Source organism: Streptomyces sp. NPDC049585 (assembly GCF_040675615.1).
Lineage (GTDB): Bacteria > Actinomycetota > Actinomycetes > Streptomycetales > Streptomycetaceae > Streptomyces > Streptomyces luteosporeus.
Genome location: NZ_JBFAPE010000046.1, coordinates 18,412 through 35,753 on the forward strand (window position 1 = coordinate 18,412; position 17,342 = coordinate 35,753).

Genomic DNA, 17,342 nt, shown 5'->3' on the forward strand with positions numbered 1-17,342 from the left:
CCCGGCTCACTCGCCGAGGACGCGCCGCAGGTAGTCGTTGCCGAAGACACGGTCCGGGTCCAGCCGGTCCCGGACCGCCGTGAACTCCTTGAAGCGCGGATACAGCGCCGCCAGGTGACCGGCGTCGCGGGTGTGCAGCTTCCCCCAGTGCGGGCGGCCCCCGTGCGCGGTCATGATGCGCTCGGCGGCGCTGAAATAGGCGCGGTACGGCGTGCCGCGGTACATGTGCACCGCGAGGTACGCCGTCTCGCGCCCCTGCGCCGTCGACAGCGGGACGTCGTCGGCCGGGGCGGTGCGCACCTCCACGGGGAAGCTCACGCGCAGCCGCATCCGTTCGATCATCGCCTCCAGCTCGCCCAGCGCCTCCATCGCGGCCTGCCGCGGCAGCGCGTACTCCATCTCCACGAAGCGCACCCGGCGGGGACTGGTGAAGACCTTGTACGGCACGTCGGTGTACGTACGGGCCGACAGGGCGCGGCTGGAGAGCGCGGCGATGCCCGGCACGGTGGTGGGCACGGTGCGGCCGAGTGCGCAGGCGGCGCGGAAGACGCCGTTGGACAGCAGTTCGTCCTGCACCCAGCCGGCGGCGCGGCCCAGGGGGGCCGGGGGACCGGCGGCACGGTTGTTGCGCTTGGTGATGCAGCTTCTGGTGTGGGGGAACCAGTAGAACTCGAAGTGCTCGTTCTCCTCGACCAGCGCCTCGAAGTCCTCCCGCACCGCGTGCAGCGGCATCGGCTCCTCGCGGGCGGTGAGCAGGAACTCCGGCTCCACGGCGAAGGTCACCGCGGTGATGACGCCCAGGGCCCCGAGCCCGAGCCGGGCGGCGGCGAAGACCTCCGCGTTCTCCTCGGGCGTGCAGGTGAGCACCGAGCCGTCCGCCGTCACCAGCTCCAGCCCCCGGACCTGGGCCGCCAGCGACGCGGAGGCGCGGCCCGTGCCGTGGGTGCCGGTGCTGATCGCCCCCGAGACGGTCTGCTCCATGATGTCGCCCATGTTCGTCAGCGACAGGCCGCGGGCGGACAGCGCCCGGTTCAGCTGCCGCAGCGTCGTCCCCGCGGCCACCGTGACCGTGCCCGCCGCCCGGTCCCGGCCCAGGACGCCGGCCAGCCGCTGCGGCCGCACCAGCAGTCCGTCGGTGGCGGCCGCGGCGGTGAAGGAATGGCCGCTGCCGACCGCCTTGACCCTCAGGCCGTCCGCGGCGGCCCGTGCGACGGCCTCGGCGAGCTCCTGTGCCGAGGCCGGGGCCAGCGTCCGGGCCGGCCGGGCGGTGACGGTGCCCGCCCAGTTGCGCCACGCGCCGCCGCGCAGCCTGCGTCCGGTCGTGCGTCCGTCCGTGCTTCCGGCGGTGCCGGATGACGTATTACGAGATGAGCTGCTGTTCGTCGTCGCCCGCATCGGCGCGTACCCCCACCCGCTCAGGCGCCGGCCGCAGCCGGCGGTATCCGAGGAACGCGCCGACGGCCGCGAGCAGCCCCGCCGCGCCGGGCACCGCGTACCCCGCCCGCGCCCCGAACCCGTCGACCACCCAGCCGGCTGCCGACGACCCCAGCGCCACCCCGACCGCGAGGCCCGTGCTCGTCCAGGTCATGCCCTCGGTCAGCTTCGCGCGCGGTACGTGCTGCTCGACGAGGGCCATCGTCGTCACCATCGTCGGCGCGATGGCCAGGCCCGCGACGAAGAGCGCCACGGCCAGGACCGGCAGGTTCCCGACCAGTTGGAGGGGGATCATACTCACGGCCATCGCACACACGCCCACGACCCAACGCCGGGCCGCGTCGCCCTTCAGGTGCAGCAGGCCGAAGACCAGGCCCGCGATGCCCGAGCCGAGCGCGTAGACGGCCAGCGGCAGACTCGCGGCCGACTTGTGGCCCTGATCCTCGGCGAAGGCCACGGTGACCACCTCGATCGCGCCGAAGAGGGCACCGGTGGCCACGAACACGGCCACCAGTACTTGCAGGCCGCGGGAGGCGAGGGCCGAGCCGCCGGAGTGGTCGGTGTGCGGGTGCGGCCGCGGCTCCGTGGCGCGCTGCGCGGTCAGCCAGAAGACGCCGACCGCGAGGAAGCAGGCGGCCAGCAGCGGGCCCGCCTCCGGGAACCACGACGAGGACAGACCGACCGACAGGATCGGCCCGAGGATGAAGACCACCTCGTCGATGACGGACTCCGCCGCGTAGGCGGTGTGCAGGTCCCGCGGGGAACCCGAATAGATCGCCGCCCACCGGGCCCGCACCATCGACCCGATGCTCGGCACGCAGCCGGCACCGGCGGAGAAGACGAACAGCGTCCAGTCGGGCCAGCGCTGATGCGCGCTGACCAGCAGCCCGGCCAGCGCCAGCAGCGACACCACGGTCGCCGGACGCAGCACCCTGCTCTGCCCGTGCCGGTCCACCATGCGCGATATCTGCGGGCCCACGACCGCGGCCGACAGGGCGATCGTGGCGGATATCGCACCCGCCAGGCCGTAGCGGCCCGTGATCGCCGAGATCATCGTCACCACGCCGATGCCGGTCATCGACAGCGGCAGCCGGCCTATGAAGCCGGCCGCCGCGAACCCCTTGGTGCCGGGGGCGGCGAATATCGCGCGATAGGGACTGGGCAAGGACGGCTCCCTGAAGAACGGGCGAGCGGCGGGACGAGGGCGCCGTAAGGAACGTTCGTGGTCGATACAGATTACGACCGCGCCGCCCGACGGCGTAGGGAATTTCCGGCTGTCAGTGCCGGGTGGCAGGATCGGAGCCATGCCGGACCTGTCAGATCAGCCAGCCCACGCCCCGTACGACGCCCTGCTGTTGCTCTCCTTCGGCGGGCCCGAGGGGCCGGAGGACGTCGTTCCGTTCCTGGAGAACGTCACTCGTGGCCGGGGCATCCCCCGCGAGCGGCTCCAGGAGGTCGGGCAGCACTACTTCCTCTTCGGCGGCGTCAGCCCGATCAACGAGCAGAACCGCGAGCTGTTGGGCGCCCTCCAACAGGACTTCTCCACGCACGGCATGGACCTGCCCGTCTACTGGGGCAACCGCAACTGGGCGCCGTACCTGACCGACACCCTGCGCCGGATCGTCGCCGACGGGCACCGCCGCGTGCTCACCCTGGCCACCAGCGCCTACGCCTCCTACTCCGGCTGCCGGCAGTACCGCGAGAACATCGCCGACGCCCTCGCCGCTCTCCAGGCCGAGGGCCTGCCGCTGCCCCGCGTGGACAAGCTGCGCCACTACTTCAACCACCCCGGCTTCGTGCAGCCCATGGTCGACGCCACCCTCGCCGCCCTCGAACAGCTGCCCAAGGACGTCCGCGACGGCGCCCACCTGGCCTTCACCACCCACTCCATCCCCACCGCCGCCGCGGACACCTCCGGCCCCGCACCGGCGCACGGCGACGGCGGCGCCTACGTCGCCGAGCACCTGGACGTCGCCCGCACGATCGTGCGGGCGGTGCGGGAGGAGACCGGCGTCGAGCGACCCTGGCAGCTGGTCTACCAGTCGCGCAGCGGCGCCCCGCACATCCCCTGGCTGGAACCGGACATCTGCGACCACCTCGAAAGCCTGCACGGTGCCGGCGCGCCCGCCGTGGTGATGGTCCCCATCGGCTTCGTCTCGGACCACATGGAGGTCAAGTACGACCTCGACACCGAGGCCACCGCCAAGGCCGCCGAGCTCGGCCTGCCCGTCGCCCGCGCCGCCACCGTCGGCGCCGACGCGCGCTTCGCCGCCGCCGTGCGCGAGCTGGTCCTGGAGCGCGCCGCCACCGAGCGCGGCGAGCGGCCCGAGCGCTGCGCCCTGGGCGCGCTCGGCCCCTCCCACGACGTCTGCCCCGTCGGCTGCTGCCCGGCCCGCGCCCCCCGGCCCGCCGCCGCGGGCGCCGACAGCCCGTACGCGTAAGGAGCACCGCTTCCGTGACCGACACCCTCACAGACGAACTGCTCGCAGTGGCCCTGCAGGCCGCCGAACTCGCCGGAACGCTCCTGCAGCAGGGCCGCCCCGCCGACCTCGGCGTGGCCGCCACCAAGTCCAGCGCCGTCGACGTCGTCACCGAGATGGACATCGCCGCCGAGAAGCTCATCACCGACTTCCTCGCCGAGCACCGCCCGCACGACGGCCTGCTGGGGGAGGAGGGCGCGAGCACCCCGGGCACCAGCGGCGTGCGCTGGGTCGTCGACCCGCTCGACGGCACCGTCAACTACCTCTACGGCCTGCCGTCCTGGGCAGTGTCGATCGCCGCCGAGCTGGACGGCGAGGCGGTCGTGGGCGTCGTGGCCGCCCCCCAGCGCGGCGAGACCTACCACGCCGTGCGCGGAGGCGGCGCGTGGCTGGGCGAGCGCCGACTGCGGTGCCGGCCCGCGCCGCCCTTCGGGCAGGCGCTGATCGCCACCGGCTTCGGCTACCTCACCGCCCGCCGCGCCGCCCAGGCGGAGGTCGTGCGCGCCCTGCTGCCCGAGGTCCGCGACATCCGGCGCGCCGGGGCCGCGGCGATCGACCTGTGCGACGTGGCCTGCGGCCGCCTCGACGGCTACTACGAGCGCGGGCTCAACCCCTGGGACCTCGCGGCGGGCGCCCTCATCGCCCGCGAGGCCGGCGCCCTCACCGGCGGCCGCCCCGGCGAGCCGGCCTCCGGCGAGCTCGCGGTGGCCGCCCCCGAGGGCCTGTTCGAGCCCCTCCAGGCCCGCCTGGAGGCCCTGGGCGCCTGGCACGACTAGGCCGTGTCCGGCGGATCGTGCGGTGCCCCGTAGGGGCGCGGGGCGTTGTCGATGTGCGGCTCCGCCGCGTGGGCGCGACAAGCCACGAGGTGCCCGCAGCCGGCTCCCCGGGGTGGCGTGTCAGCTGCAGGCCGTCGCCGGCCGGTCGCGCAGTTCCCCGCGCCCCTTACGGGGCGCTGACGCACCGGTGCCCCGCACCCTTTCGGGTGCGGGGCACCGTCGTGCTCCGGCGCTAGGCCGGACTCACGTGGACGCCGTGTTCGGCGGCCAGTCGGTGGAGCTCCTCGAGCTCCGCCTGTTCGACGTCGGCGAGGTAGTCGTCGCCCGTGCGCCGGGCGTGGTCCAGGCCGGACCGGGTGCTCTCTATGCGCTGCAGGATGCCAGCGGTGAACGCGTCCATGGAACTGCGCCCCCTCGTCGTGGATGGGCGGCACGGGGGTGTGCCACGGCGATGAACGATCACGTACGGGGTACCCGCGTACGCGGATGCGTACGTCAGAGCGTGATCGCGGGTGTGCAGACGTCTTCCCCATCCCCGCCGAGGCGGAAACATCGCATCCGGTCGACTCTTACAGCCGGTTTATCGACATCCGAGGCAGGATGGAGGAACACCCTGACGAACACATCCTTGGATGAGAAGGAAAGGACCAGCGCCGTGCGCGTACTCGTCGTCGAGGACGAGCAGCTGCTCGCAGACGCCGTTGCCACCGGACTGCGCCGGGAGGCCATGGCCGTCGACGTCGTGTACGACGGGTCCGCCGCCCTGGAGCGCATCGCCGTCAACGACTACGACGTGATAGTCCTCGACCGTGACCTGCCGCTCGTCCACGGTGACGACGTCTGCCGCAAGGTCGTGGAGCTCGGCATCCCCACCCGCGTGCTGATGCTGACCGCTTCCGGCGACGTCAGCGACCGCGTGGCCGGCCTGGAGCTGGGCGCGGACGACTACCTGCCCAAGCCCTTCGCCTTCAGCGAGCTGACCGCCCGTGTCCGGGCGCTCGGCCGGCGCACCACCGTCGCCCTGCCGCCCGTCCTGGAGCGGGCCGGTATCAAGCTCGACCCCAACCGCCGCGAGGTCTTCCGCGACGGCCGCGAGGTGCAGCTGGCGCCCAAGGAGTTCGCGGTGCTGGAGGTGCTCATGCGCAGCGAGGGGGCCGTGGTCTCGGCCGAGCAGCTGCTGGAGAAGGCCTGGGACGAGAACACCGACCCCTTCACCAACGTCGTGCGCGTCACCGTCATGACGCTGCGCCGCAAGCTCGGCGAGCCCCCGGTGATCGTCACCGTGCCGGGCTCCGGATACCGGATCTGATCGGCCATGTCCTCCGCCACGCCCTCGCCGGCCCCAGCGCCCCCGGCGACGCCGCCCAAGCCGACCTGGGACCCGCGCCAGCCGGTCGTCCGCCCCTTCCCGTGGCTGCGCCCCACCATCCGCATACGGCTCACCCTGCTGTACGGCGGGATGTTCCTGATGGCGGGCGTGCTGCTGCTGACGATCATCTACCTGCTCGCCGCCAACGCGCTCAGCGTCGGCAGCGAGCCGCTGATCAAGCTGGTGGACGGCAGCAAGGTGCAGGTCCCCGGCAACTCATGTCCCGCGCTCAAGAGCCCGGGGCTGACCGCCGACCAGGCCAACAGCATCCTCGCCAGCTGCATGCGCGACCAGCGCGCCATGGCCCTGGAGTCACTGCTGCGCCGTTCCCTCCTCGCCCTCCTCGGGCTGGCCGTGATCGCCTTCGCCTTCGGCTACGCGATGGCCGGCCGGGTGCTCTCGCCGCTGGGCAAGATCACCCGCACCGCGCGGCGCGTGGCCGGTACGGACCTGTCCCGGCGTATCGAGCTCGGCGGGCCGGACGACGAGCTCAAGGAGCTGTCGGACACCTTCGACGAGATGCTCGACCGCCTGGAGCGGGCCTTCACCGCGCAGCAGCGCTTCGTGGCCAACGCCTCGCACGAGCTGCGCACGCCCTTGGCGATCAACCGCACGCTGCTCGAAGTGCACCTGTCGGACCCCGGGGCCTCCCCGGAGCTGCAACAGCTGGGCAAGACGCTGCTCGCCACCAACGAGCGCAGTGAGCAGCTCGTCGAGGGTCTGCTGCTGCTCGCCCGCAGCGACAACGAGATCGTCGACCGCAAACCGGTGGACCTGGCCGAGGTGGCCTCCCAGGCCCTGGACCAGGTGCGTACGGAGGCCCAGACCAGGGGTGTGGAGCTGCGGGGCACCCGGCAGCCCGCGGTCGTCCAGGGCAACGGCGTGCTGCTGGAGCGCATCGCGCTGAATCTCGTGCAGAACGCGGTGCGCTACAACACCCCGGACGGCTGGGTGGAGGTCACCACGCAGGCCCAGCCCGGCCAGTCGGTGCTGGTGGTGGAGAACACCGGGCCGGTCGTCCCGGCCTACGAGGTGGACAACATCTTCGAGCCCTTCCGCCGGCTGCGCACCGAGCGCACGGGCAGCGACAAGGGCGTGGGCCTGGGTCTGTCCATCGTCCGCTCGGTCGCCCGGGCGCACGGCGGGCGGATCACGGCCGAGCCGCGCGAGGGCGGGGGCCTGATCATGAGGGTCGTGCTGCCCACGTGAGGACACCGGGCGCGAAGCCTGGGACAATGTCCTCGCCGGGTTCGCTTTGGGCGGAAAGTTCCGCTTCCGGCGGCACCCCGGTCGTGTGTGATCCGTCACATGCGCGGACTTCCGGCCATCTACTCTCCGTAGTGGTCCCCCGTGACCCGACGCCGGGAAAATGGGGGTTTCCGGGGGTCCTGATCACGGGAAGTACACGAAATGGCGTTGCCGGGAACGGCTTCCGGACGGTGTACGGTCCGGATCGCCACCCGTCCCGATCACCTCTTCAGGTGTGCGGTTGGGTGTCGATTGAGTAACAGACCTTGATGTGAGGCAAAATCTCCGCCTCGGGTCGGGCACAAGTCCGGCCTCCCACGCGTTACGTGCGCTGGAGATACCGCAGACACCCAGAGGGGGAGAGCGACATGGCAACGGATTACGACACCCCACGCAAGACCGACGAGGATGTTGACAGTGACAGCCTCGAAGAACTGAAGGCCCGGCGGAACGACAAGTCCGCCTCCAGCGTCGACGTCGACGACTTCGAGGCTGCCGAGGGCATGGAACTGCCCGGCGCCGACCTGTCCAACGAGGAGCTGGCCGTCCGGGTCCTGCCCAAGCAGGCCGACGAGTTCACCTGCATGAGCTGCTTCCTCGTGCACCACCGCAGCCAGCTGGCCCGGGAGAAGAACGGACAGCCGATCTGCCGCGACTGCGAGTGAGGCGGCGGTCTGCGATGGCAGGCTCGATCCCGTTCCGCAAGCGCTCCTCCCGGCAGCCCACAGCGGCCCTGGGGGCCGCCGGGGAGCCCTCCGGCGGCCCGGCGGCGTCCGGTGCCGCGGAGGAGGGCGAGCCGGGCCGCTCGGCCGCGCTCGCGGCTGCCGCGCGCCGTGGCGCGGTGGTGCAACTCAAGAAGAGCGGCCGGGGCGTGCGGGCGGGCCTGGGCGCCGTCGCCGACCTGATCGTCGCGAACGCGCCGCGCATCCCGGTGCGCGACCTCGCGACCCTGCGCAGGCAGTTCCCCGGGCTCGGGCCCGAGGAGCTCGCGGACAAACTGGTGGCCGGTGCCGTCCACGGCACCTCCACCGTCGGTGCGGGCGTCGGGGCGGCGGCCATGCTGCCCGTGCCGCCCGCCATGCCCGCCGAGCTCGCGGCGGAGATCATCGGAGTGGCCGCCGTGGAGTTCAAGCTCATCGCCGAGCTGCACGAGGTCTACGGGCTGCGGGCTCCCGGCACCGCCCGCCAGCGAACCATGGCCTATCTCGGGGCCTGGGCCGACGAGCGCGGCATCGACGTCACGTCCCCCTTGACCGTCAATGCCGCGCTCGGCGGCCAGCTGCGGCGCGAGCTGCGCCAGCGGGTCCTCAAGCGCTCCTTCCGCAACCTGCCCAACCTCGCCCCGTTCATGATCGGTGCGGCGGTGGGCGCGGTGATGAACCGCAGGGACACCAGGAAACTCGCCGAGAAGGTCCGTGCGGACCTGCGCGGGCGGCAGGTGCCCTGGGGCGAGCTGCCCGAGGAGGGCCTGGGCCTGGCCTAGGCCGGCCTTGCGCGCACGTTCCGCCCGCCGTTCCTCACGCCGTGGCGGCGGTCGTCAGCGCGGCGGCCAGGCGCTCGGGGGAGCGGGTGGACAGGTACAGGTACGGCGTGGGGTCGGCCGGGTCGGTGACCTCCACGCGCAGGGCCGTGGGCACATAGCCGCGCAGCAGCATGAAGGCGCGAACGTCGGCCTTGTGGGTGCGCCAGGCGCGCGCCTCCTCGGCGTCCAGCACCTCGGGCGTGCCCAGGGCCGTCAGCGGGATGCGGGCGTCACCCGCGACGAGGGAGTCGCCCACCACACGGATGCGCACCGAGCCGTACGAGCTCACCGCCGCGGCCGCGAGCGCCCCGCCGCCGACCAGCCCGCCGAGCATGGGCAGGGGCCCCAGCGGCAGCAGGATCACCCCCATGGCGATCCCGGCGAGGACCGCGACGAACCACCAGGAGCGGGGGGCGGTCAGGCGTTCTTCGTAAGGCTGCATGTGCACAAGCTTGGCACGGACGGGACCGGGTGCCGTCCGCGCGGGTAAGGTCAGCCCCTGTGAGTGGACGAACGACAGCGCTGACACCGCCGGGGGACGCGGTCCCCCCGGTGCGGCACCCCGAAGCCCCCGCGCCCGGAGAGATCATCGGGTCGCACTACGAACACTGCTTCGGCTGCGGCGGCGGCCAGCCGCACGGGCTGCACCTCGAGGCGCGGGCCGGCGAGGGCGTGAGCGTCACCGCCGAGTTCCGGGTCAGGGAGGCCCATCAGGGGGCTCCGGGCCTCGCGCACGGCGGGGTGCTGGCCACGGCCCTGGACGAGACGCTGGGGTCGCTGGGCTGGCTGCTGCGCGTGATCGCGGTGACCGGCCGCCTGGAGACGGACTTCGTGCGTCCCGTGCCGGTGGACACCGTGCTGCACCTGCAGGCCGAGGCGCTGGCCGTGCACGGCCGCAAGATCTACTGCACGGCCACCGGTCGCATCGGCGGCCCGGACGGCCCGGTCGCGGTGCAGGCGGACGCGGTGTTCGTCGAGGTCAAGGTCGACCACTTCATCGCCAACGGCCGCAAGCAGGAGATCCAGGCCGCCCTCGCCGACCCGGATCAGGTGAAGGTGGCACGAGCCTTCGAGGTGAACCCGTGAGCCGGCAGCCCGTCGACGTCCTCATCAATCGTGTGGATCCCGAGGTGCCCCTGCCCTCGTACGGGCACCCCGGTGACGCGGGCCTGGACCTGGTCACCACCGAGGCCGCGGTGCTGGCACCCGGGGAGCGGGCCGTGCTGCCCACCGGGGTCGCGATCGCGCTGCCCGACGGTTACGCGGCGTTCGTGCACCCCCGCTCGGGCCTGGCGGCCCGCTGCGGGGTCTCCATGGTCAACGCCCCGGGCACCATCGATGCCGGGTACCGTGGAGAGATCAAGGTGATTGTGGTCAATCTGGACCCGCGCGAGAGCGTCCGGTTCGAGAGGTTCGACCGGATCGCCCAGTTGGTTGTCCAGCAGGTCGAGAAGGTCCGCTTCCACGAGGTGGCGGAGCTTCCCGGCTCGGCACGGGGCGAAGGGGGCTTCGGGTCCACCGGTGGCCACGCTGCCGTGGGGAATGGATTCGCTTCGGTCGCCTGCGACCGGGAAGGACAGTGACGTGTTCGGTCGTCGCCGCAAGCGCAGCGAGGACGTTGTCGGGCCGGATCGCCTCGACGACGTGACCTCCGAAAATTCGGCTGAGGACCCCCTGGCGGGCGAAGCCGCGCAGGGCAGCGAGATGCGGGTCCGGCTGGAGCCGGGCCCCCGCCCCGACGGGCCGTGGGACGTCTCCGAGGTGCGGGACCCGGCCGACGGCCGGGTCGACCTGGGCGGGCTGTTCGTGCCCGGCGTCGAGGGCATGGAGCTGCGCGTCGAGGTCGCCGGTGACGCCATCGTCGCCGCGACGGTGGTGCTGCGCGACAGCGCCGTCCAGCTCCAGGCGTTCGCCGCCCCCAAGCGCGAGGGCATCTGGCCCGAGGTGCGCGAGGAGATCGCGGCCGGCATCACCCAGCAGGGCGGTGTCGTGGACGAGGTCGAGGGCCCCCTCGGCTGGGAGCTGCGGGCCCAGGTGCCCGTGGCGCTGCCGGACGGCACCCAGGGCGTGCAGCTCGTGCGCTTCGTCGGCTGTGACGGTCCGCGTTGGTTCCTGCGCGGCGTCATCTCCGGCCAGGGTGCGGTGCAGCCGCAGACCGCGGGGCTGCTGGAGCAGATCTTCCAGGACACCGTCGTGGTGCGCGGGCAGGGCCCGATGGCCCCGCGCGACCCGATCGTCCTGAAGCTGCCCGAGGACGCCCAGATGGTCGCCGAGGGGCTCCAGCAGGAGTCGTCCGGCTCCCGTTTCGCGGGCGGCGTGGACCGCCTGGAGCGGGGCCCGGAAATCTCCGAGGTGCGCTGACGCACCAAACGGGTACGGCCGCCTTTCCGGCGGCCGGAATCGAGTGTTTCACCGGGCCGGAATCCGCACTGCGGGTTCCGGCCCGGTCGTATTTACGCAGGTCCTCCGCGGCCGCGTATGGATCGCGTCAAGGGCGCGCTAATGGCCGTAAGGGAGGCGTCAACGGCGGTCGTAGGCGCCAGTAGCGGATGTTTCCTCTAGAGGTCCGTTCCTGTCGAACCTCTCTAGGAGCACACGATGGCCGACGTGGCCTTCGTCGTCACCACATGCGCGGTCTTCGCGCTCGTGGCTCTCGTCGCCAAGGGGGTGACGAAGCTGTGACCGTCGAGAACCTTGTCGGCCTGGTCGTGGCCGTCGCCCTGCTGGGCTACCTGATCCTCGCCCTCGTTTTCCCGGAGAGGTTCTGAGCACGCCCATGAGCCCCGTTCTCTCCGGAGTCCTCCAGCTCACCGCCCTGATCGCCGCACTCGCCCTGGTCTATCGCCCGCTCGGCGACCACATGGCCGCGGTCTACAGCTCCGGCAAACACCTGCGCGTGGAGAAGTGGACGTACCGCCTGATAGGCGCCGACCCCGACGCCGAAATGCGGTGGCCGGCCTATCTGCGCGGCGTCCTCGCCTTCTCCTTCGTGGGCGTTCTCTTCCTCTACCTCCTCCAGCGCGTCCAAGGCGTTCTGCCGAAGTCGCTCTCGCTCGGCTTCCACGCCATCAGCCCGGACCAGGCCTTCAACACCGCCGCCTCGTTCGTCGCCAACACCAACTGGCAGTCGTACTCCGGCGAGCAGGCCATGGGCCACGCCGTGCAGACGCTCGGCCTGGCCGTGCAGAACTTCGTCTCCGCCGCCGTCGGCATGGCCGTCGCCGTCGCCCTGGTGCGGGGATTCGCCCGCTCGCGCACCGGCGAACTCGGCAATTTCTGGGCCGACCTCGTGCGCGGCACCGTCCGCATTCTGCTGCCGCTGTCCGTCGTCGGCGCACTGATCCTCGTCGCCTGCGGTGCCATCCAGAACTTCTCCGGCATCCACGAGATCGGGCAGCTGGCCGGCGGCACCCAGCAGGTGAACGGCGGCGCCGTGGCCTCGCAGGAAGTCATCAAGGAACTCGGCACCAACGGCGGCGGCTATTTCAACGCCAACTCCGCCCACCCCTTCGAGAACCCCGACGCCTTCACCAACCTCTTCGAGATCTTCCTGATCCTCGTCATCCCCTTCGCCCTGACGCGGACCTTCGGCAAGCTCGTCGGCAACGTCCGGCAGGGCTACGCGATCCTGGCCACCATGGGCCTGATCTGGCTCGGCTTCACGGCGCTGATGATGTGGACCGAGTACGCCCATCACGGCGCGGCGCTGCAGGCGGCCGGCGGGGCCATGGAGGGCAAGGAACAGCGCTTCGGCGTCGGCGCCTCCGCGATCTTCGCCACCACCACGACGCTCACCTCCACCGGCGCAGTGGACTCCTTCCACTCCTCCTTCACCGGCCTCGGCGGCGGCATCACCCTGCTGGGCATGATGCTCGGCGAGATCGCCCCCGGCGGCGTCGGCTCCGGTCTGTACGGCATGCTCGTCATGGCCGTCATCGCGGTCTTCATCGCCGGCCTGATGGTCGGCCGCACCCCCGAGTACCTGGGCAAGAAGATCGGCACCCGCGAGATCAAGCTCGCCGCCTGCTACATCCTGATCACCCCGACCCTCGTGCTCGGCTTCACCGCGCTGTCGATGGCCCTGTCCTCGCCGCCGGAGTCGATCCTCAACACCGCCGGCAACTCGGTGGACGGCAGTGGCGCACACGGCTTCTCCGAGGTGCTCTACGCCTTCACCTCCGGCGCCAACAACAACGGCTCGGCCTTCGCCGGCCTGAACGCCAACACTCCCTGGTACAACACCACCATCGGCCTGGCCATGCTGCTCGGCCGCTTCCTGCCGATGGTCTTCGTCCTGGCGCTCGCCGGTTCGCTGGCCGAGCAGCAGCCCGTCCCCGAGACCGCGGGCACCCTGCGCACCGAGAAGCCGCTCTTCGCCGGCCTGCTCGTCGGCGCGATCATCGTCATCACCGGCCTCACCTACTTCCCGGCCCTGGCCCTTGGCCCGATGGCGGAGGGACTTTCATGAGCACCACCACCCCTGTCCGTACCGCCACCGAGGACTCCGGCCGGGCCGCCGGCCACGGCGGCGGCCACGAGCCCGGCCGGGTCCCCTCCGGCCTGTTCGATCCCGCGCAGCTGATGAAGTCCCTGCCGGACGCCTTCCGCAAGCTCGACCCGCGGGTGATGGTCAAGTCCCCCGTGATGTTCGTGGTCGAGGTCGGCTCGGTCGTCACCACCGGCCTGGCCCTCGCCCACCCCGGCGACTGGTTCGGCTGGGCCATCACCGTCTGGCTGTGGCTGACCGCGGTCTTCGCCAACCTCGCCGAGGCCGTCGCCGAGGGCCGCGGCAAGGCCCAGGCCGACACCCTGCGCAAGGCCAAGACCGACACCGTCGCCCGCCGGCTGAGCGCCGGCGGCGCGGAGGAGTCCGTGCCCGGCACCGAGCTGCGCGTCGGCGATCTGGTGGTCTGCGAGGCCGGCGACGTCATCCCCGGCGACGGCGACGTCGTCGAGGGCGTGGCCTCCGTCGACGAGTCGGCCATCACGGGCGAGTCCGCGCCGGTCATCCGCGAGTCCGGCGGCGACCGTTCGGCCGTCACCGGCGGTACGAAGGTGCTCTCCGACCGCATCGTCGTCAAGATCACGACGAAGCCGGGCGAGACCTTCATCGACCGGATGATCAACCTGGTCGAGGGCGCCGCCCGCCAGAAGACGCCGAACGAGATCGCCCTCAACATCCTGCTGGCCTCGCTCACCATCGTCTTCCTGCTGGCCGTCCTCACGCTCCAGCCCTTCGCGATCTACGCGAAGGCCGAGCAGACGATGATCGTGCTCGCGGCGCTGCTGGTCTGTCTCATTCCCACCACCATCGGCGCGCTGCTCTCGGCGATCGGCATCGCCGGCATGGACCGGCTCGTCCAGCGCAACGTGCTGGCCATGTCCGGTCGCGCGGTCGAGGCCGCGGGCGACGTCTCCACGCTGCTGCTCGACAAGACCGGCACCATCACCTACGGCAACCGCCGCGCCTCGGAGTTCGTCCCCGTCAAGGGCACGACGGCCGCCGAGGTCGCCGACGCCGCCCAGCTCTCCTCGCTGGCCGACGAGACGCCCGAGGGCCGTTCGATCGTCGTCCTGGCCAAGGAGAAGTACGGCCTGCGCGAGCGCCACGAGGGCGAGCTGGTGGGCGCCGAGTGGGTGCCCTTCACGGCCCAGACCCGCATGTCGGGCGTGGACGTCGACGGCCGCAAGGTCCGCAAGGGCGCCACCGGTTCCGTCGTCGCCTGGGTGAAGGAGAACGGCGGAGCCGTCCCCGAGGACGCCCAGCAGCTCACCGACGCGATCTCCCAGGCCGGCGGCACCCCGCTGCTGGTCGCCGTCGAGGACGACAAGGGCGCTCGCGTCCTCGGCGTCATCCACCTCAAGGACGTCGTCAAGGAGGGCATGCGCGAGCGGTTCGACGAGCTGCGCGCCATGGGCATCAAGACCGTCATGATCACGGGTGACAACCCGCTGACGGCCAAGGCCATCGCCGAGGAGGCCGGCGTCGACGACTTCCTCGCCGAGGCCACCCCCGAGGACAAGATGGCGCTCATCAAGCGCGAGCAGTCCGGCGGCAAGCTCGTCGCCATGACCGGCGACGGCACCAACGACGCCCCGGCCCTGGCCCAGGCGGACGTGGGTGTGGCCATGAACACCGGCACCTCGGCCGCCAAGGAGGCCGGGAACATGGTGGACCTGGACTCCGACCCCACCAAGCTCATCGAGATCGTCGAGATCGGCAAGCAGCTGCTCATCACGCGCGGCGCCCTGACGACCTTCTCCATCGCCAACGACGTCGCCAAGTACTTCGCCATCATTCCGGCGATGTTCGCCGTGGCCTACCCCGGCCTCGACAAGCTCAACATCATGAGCCTGCACTCGCCGCAGTCGGCGATCCTGTCGGCCGTCGTCTTCAACGCGCTGATCATCATCGCGCTGGTGCCGCTCGCCCTGAAGGGCGTGCGCTACCGCCCGATGAGTGCGGACGCCATGCTCCGCCGCAACCTCTTGATCTACGGACTGGGCGGTCTGATCTCCCCGTTCATCGGCATCAAGATCATCGACCTGCTCATCTCCCTCATCCCTGGCATCGGGTGACGTCATGAACAACTCCGTACGCTCCACGGCCCGCCTGGTCGGCGCGGGGCTGCGCGCCCTGCTCGTCCTCACGCTGGTCTGCGGCGTCATCTACCCGCTGGTCGTTACCGGCATCGCCCAGGCCGCCTTCAACGACCAGGCCAACGGCTCGCAGATCACGGTCGACGGCAGGTCGGTCGGCTCCCGGCTGCTCGGCCAGAGCTACGACCTCGACAAGAAGGACAAGGACGGCAACCCCCTGCCCGACCCGAAGTTCTTCCAGGGACGCCCCTCGGCGGCCGGCCCCAACACCGAGAACACGCAGGTCAAGCTCCTGGTCTCCGGCGCCTCCAACCTCGCCGCCGACAGCAGGGTGCTGCTCGACAACGTCACCAGGCGGCGCGCCGACGTCGCCGCCTTCAACGGCGTCGCGCCCGCCGACGTCCCCGTCGACGCCCTGACCGCCTCGGCCTCCGGAGTCGACCCCGACATCTCCCCGGCCTACGCCCGGCTGCAGGCAAAGCGCGTCGCCAAGGCCAACCACCTGCCCGAGGCGCGGGTCGCCGACCTCGTCGCCGACCACGTCCGAGGACGCCGGCTCGGCTTCATGGGCGAGGAGCACGTCAACGTCCTCGAACTCAATGTCGCCCTGCGCGAACTGACGCGCTGAGCCCCGCACCCGTGGGGTAAAGTCGTGGCCCGGCGAGATCCGTGATCTTGCCGGGCCACGACGACATCAGGAGGTGAGACCCATTACCGCTGCGGCAGGCTGGGCGCTCTCACCCGCGACCACGTCCAGGTGACGTCGAGAGAGCGCCCTTCGGTCCCCCGAAAGGCTCTTTCATGTCCCACCCCCTCATCACCAGGCTCCGCGCCGCCGGCTGTGTCTTCGCCGAGGACGAGGCCGCCCTCATCCTGTCCACCGCCCGCACCCCGGCCGACGCCGAGGCCATGGCCGGACGGCGCGCCGCCGGACTGCCCCTCGAACACGTCCTCGGCTGGGCCGAGTTCCACGGCCTGCGCATGGCCGTCGACGCCGGCGTCTTCGTCCCGCGCCGTCGTACGGAGTTCCTCGCGGCCCGCGCCGCGGCCCTGGCCGCACCCGGCTCCGTCGTCCTCGACCTGTGCTGCGGCACGGGCGCGCTCGGCGCGGCTGTCGCCGCCGCCGTCGACGGCATCGAACTGCACGCCGCCGACATCGACCCGGCCGCGGTGCGCTGCGCCCGCCGCAACCTCGCCCCCTTCGGCGGCCGGGTCCACGAGGGCGACCTGTACGCCCCGCTGCCCGGCTCCCTGCGCGGCCGCGTCGACGTACTGATCGCCAACGCCCCCTACGTCCCCTCCGGCGAGATCGCCCTGCTGCCCTCCGAGGCCCGCGACCACGAACCGCTGGTGGCGCTCGACGGCGGCAGCGACGGGCTGGCCGTCCAGCGCCGCGTCGCGGCCGCCGCCCGCGAGTGGCTCGCCCCGGGCGGCCACCTGCTGGTCGAGACCGGCGCACGCCAGGCCGCCCTGACGGCCGCCCTCTTCACGGCCGGCGGCCTGGAGCCGAGCGTGGCCGTGTGCGAGGAGCGCTGCGCGACGGTCGTCATCGGCAAACGCCCGGGAACGCGGCGGCGTTGAGGCCGCCCGGCGGCGCTGCGCACGGCCGTCGGGCCCGTCCGGACCGGCGGCCACGACGCCGTACGGTCCGGCCCCGTCCGGACAGGCGCGTCCGACGGCGCCGGCGCCCCGCGGAGCCCGCCCTGCGCGACGATGAGCGGAACGGCGCGCCGTAGGGGCGCGGGGCCGTGCCGATCCGCGGGCACGTCCTGGCTTGTCGCGCAGTTCCCCGCGCCCCTACGGGCGCACCGTATCCGGTGCAGCGCCCCGTAGGGGCGTCCTGGAGGGCACCACCGCCTCGGTGCCCCCGCAGGGCGGCCGCAAGCACCCGCACCAGGAGTTCATCCAGATCG

18 protein-coding genes are annotated in these 17,342 nt (G+C 72.1%); 14 read left to right on the plus strand and 4 right to left on the minus strand.

Features of this window, described 5'->3' with window-relative positions:
• Window positions 1-6 precede the first annotated feature (6 nt).
• Window positions 7-1,395, minus strand: a complete 1,389-nt coding sequence (locus AB0K17_RS28565) for a D-arabinono-1,4-lactone oxidase (protein ID WP_365984745.1) — start codon at window positions 1,393-1,395, stop codon at window positions 7-9.
• Window positions 1,361-2,599 carry an MFS transporter gene (locus AB0K17_RS28570; protein ID WP_365969964.1) on the minus strand — a complete coding sequence of 413 codons (1,239 nt, stop codon included), beginning with the start codon at window positions 2,597-2,599 and terminating at the stop codon, window positions 1,361-1,363. Before AB0K17_RS28570 ends, AB0K17_RS28565 begins: the two co-directional genes overlap by 35 nt.
• Before the next feature lie 139 nt (window positions 2,600-2,738).
• On the opposite strand from AB0K17_RS28570, the gene AB0K17_RS28575 reads away from it, so the two are divergent.
• Window positions 2,739-3,875, plus strand: coding sequence for a ferrochelatase (locus AB0K17_RS28575; RefSeq protein WP_365984746.1), 1,137 nt, complete (start codon window positions 2,739-2,741; stop codon window positions 3,873-3,875).
• A 14-nt stretch (window positions 3,876-3,889) separates the two neighbouring features.
• A complete protein-coding gene (locus AB0K17_RS28580) occupies window positions 3,890-4,690 on the plus strand; it encodes an inositol monophosphatase family protein (protein ID WP_365984747.1) in 801 nt (266 codons plus the stop codon).
• A 232-nt stretch (window positions 4,691-4,922) separates the two neighbouring features.
• On the opposite strand, the gene AB0K17_RS28585 is transcribed toward AB0K17_RS28580, so the two are convergent.
• A complete protein-coding gene (locus AB0K17_RS28585) occupies window positions 4,923-5,090 on the minus strand; it encodes a hypothetical protein (RefSeq protein ID WP_365969967.1) in 168 nt (55 codons plus the stop codon).
• A 255-nt stretch (window positions 5,091-5,345) separates the two neighbouring features.
• Here AB0K17_RS28585 and AB0K17_RS28590 point away from each other — a divergent pair, with 255 nt between their 5' ends.
• The 4 genes from AB0K17_RS28590 (at window position 5,346) to AB0K17_RS28605 (ending at window position 8,790) form a co-directional block, all read left to right on the plus strand.
• Window positions 5,346-5,999 carry a response regulator transcription factor gene (locus AB0K17_RS28590; RefSeq protein ID WP_365969968.1) on the plus strand — a complete coding sequence of 218 codons (654 nt, stop codon included), beginning with the start codon at window positions 5,346-5,348 and terminating at the stop codon, window positions 5,997-5,999.
• Window positions 6,000-6,005: 6 nt separating this feature from the next.
• Window positions 6,006-7,268 (plus strand): HAMP domain-containing sensor histidine kinase, encoded by a 1,263-nt coding sequence (locus tag AB0K17_RS28595; RefSeq protein ID WP_365969969.1) that lies wholly within the window; start codon window positions 6,006-6,008, stop codon window positions 7,266-7,268.
• 407 nt (window positions 7,269-7,675) lie between these two features.
• Window positions 7,676-7,972, plus strand: coding sequence for a DUF4193 domain-containing protein (locus tag AB0K17_RS28600; RefSeq protein ID WP_344433868.1), 297 nt, complete (start codon window positions 7,676-7,678; stop codon window positions 7,970-7,972).
• 14 nt (window positions 7,973-7,986) lie between these two features.
• Window positions 7,987-8,790: a hypothetical protein gene (locus tag AB0K17_RS28605; RefSeq protein WP_365969970.1), complete on the plus strand. Its 804-nt coding sequence runs from the start codon at window positions 7,987-7,989 to the stop codon at window positions 8,788-8,790.
• Between the two features lie 34 nt (window positions 8,791-8,824).
• Here the strand turns inward: AB0K17_RS28605 and AB0K17_RS28610 are convergent, their stop codons facing one another.
• A complete protein-coding gene (locus AB0K17_RS28610; protein ID WP_344433865.1) occupies window positions 8,825-9,271 on the minus strand; it encodes a DUF3093 domain-containing protein in 447 nt (148 codons plus the stop codon).
• Window positions 9,272-9,330: 59 nt separating this feature from the next.
• Between AB0K17_RS28610 and AB0K17_RS28615 the strand changes: the two genes are divergently transcribed.
• The 8 genes from AB0K17_RS28615 to AB0K17_RS28650 all read left to right on the plus strand — a co-directional run bounded on the left by AB0K17_RS28615 (window position 9,331) and on the right by AB0K17_RS28650 (window position 17,010).
• A complete protein-coding gene (locus tag AB0K17_RS28615; protein WP_365969971.1) occupies window positions 9,331-9,915 on the plus strand; it encodes a PaaI family thioesterase in 585 nt (194 codons plus the stop codon).
• The gene (dut, locus tag AB0K17_RS28620) at window positions 9,912-10,412 is read left to right on the plus strand and encodes a dUTP diphosphatase (RefSeq protein ID WP_365969972.1); all 501 of its coding nucleotides are present in this window, start codon (window positions 9,912-9,914) and stop codon (window positions 10,410-10,412) included. Before AB0K17_RS28615 ends, dut begins: the two co-directional genes overlap by 4 nt.
• A 1-nt stretch (window position 10,413) precedes the next feature.
• A complete protein-coding gene (locus tag AB0K17_RS28625) occupies window positions 10,414-11,190 on the plus strand; it encodes a DUF3710 domain-containing protein (protein WP_365969973.1) in 777 nt (258 codons plus the stop codon).
• A gap of 317 nt (window positions 11,191-11,507) precedes the next feature.
• Complete coding sequence (kdpF, locus tag AB0K17_RS28630; RefSeq protein ID WP_217241610.1) at window positions 11,508-11,597, plus strand: K(+)-transporting ATPase subunit F; 90 nt, start codon at window positions 11,508-11,510, stop codon at window positions 11,595-11,597.
• An 8-nt stretch (window positions 11,598-11,605) separates the two neighbouring features.
• A complete protein-coding gene (gene kdpA, locus AB0K17_RS28635; protein ID WP_365984748.1) occupies window positions 11,606-13,297 on the plus strand; it encodes a potassium-transporting ATPase subunit KdpA in 1,692 nt (563 codons plus the stop codon).
• Window positions 13,294-15,408, plus strand: coding sequence for a potassium-transporting ATPase subunit KdpB (gene kdpB / locus AB0K17_RS28640; protein WP_365984749.1), 2,115 nt, complete (start codon window positions 13,294-13,296; stop codon window positions 15,406-15,408). The genes kdpA and kdpB overlap by 4 nt, the downstream gene beginning before the upstream one ends.
• A 4-nt stretch (window positions 15,409-15,412) precedes the next feature.
• On the plus strand, window positions 15,413-16,057 hold the full coding sequence (gene kdpC, locus AB0K17_RS28645) for a potassium-transporting ATPase subunit KdpC (RefSeq protein ID WP_365984750.1): 645 nt from the start codon (window positions 15,413-15,415) through the stop codon (window positions 16,055-16,057).
• 173 nt (window positions 16,058-16,230) lie between these two features.
• Complete coding sequence (locus AB0K17_RS28650; RefSeq protein ID WP_365984751.1) at window positions 16,231-17,010, plus strand: putative protein N(5)-glutamine methyltransferase; 780 nt, start codon at window positions 16,231-16,233, stop codon at window positions 17,008-17,010.
• The last annotated feature ends 332 nt before the right edge of the window (window positions 17,011-17,342 follow it).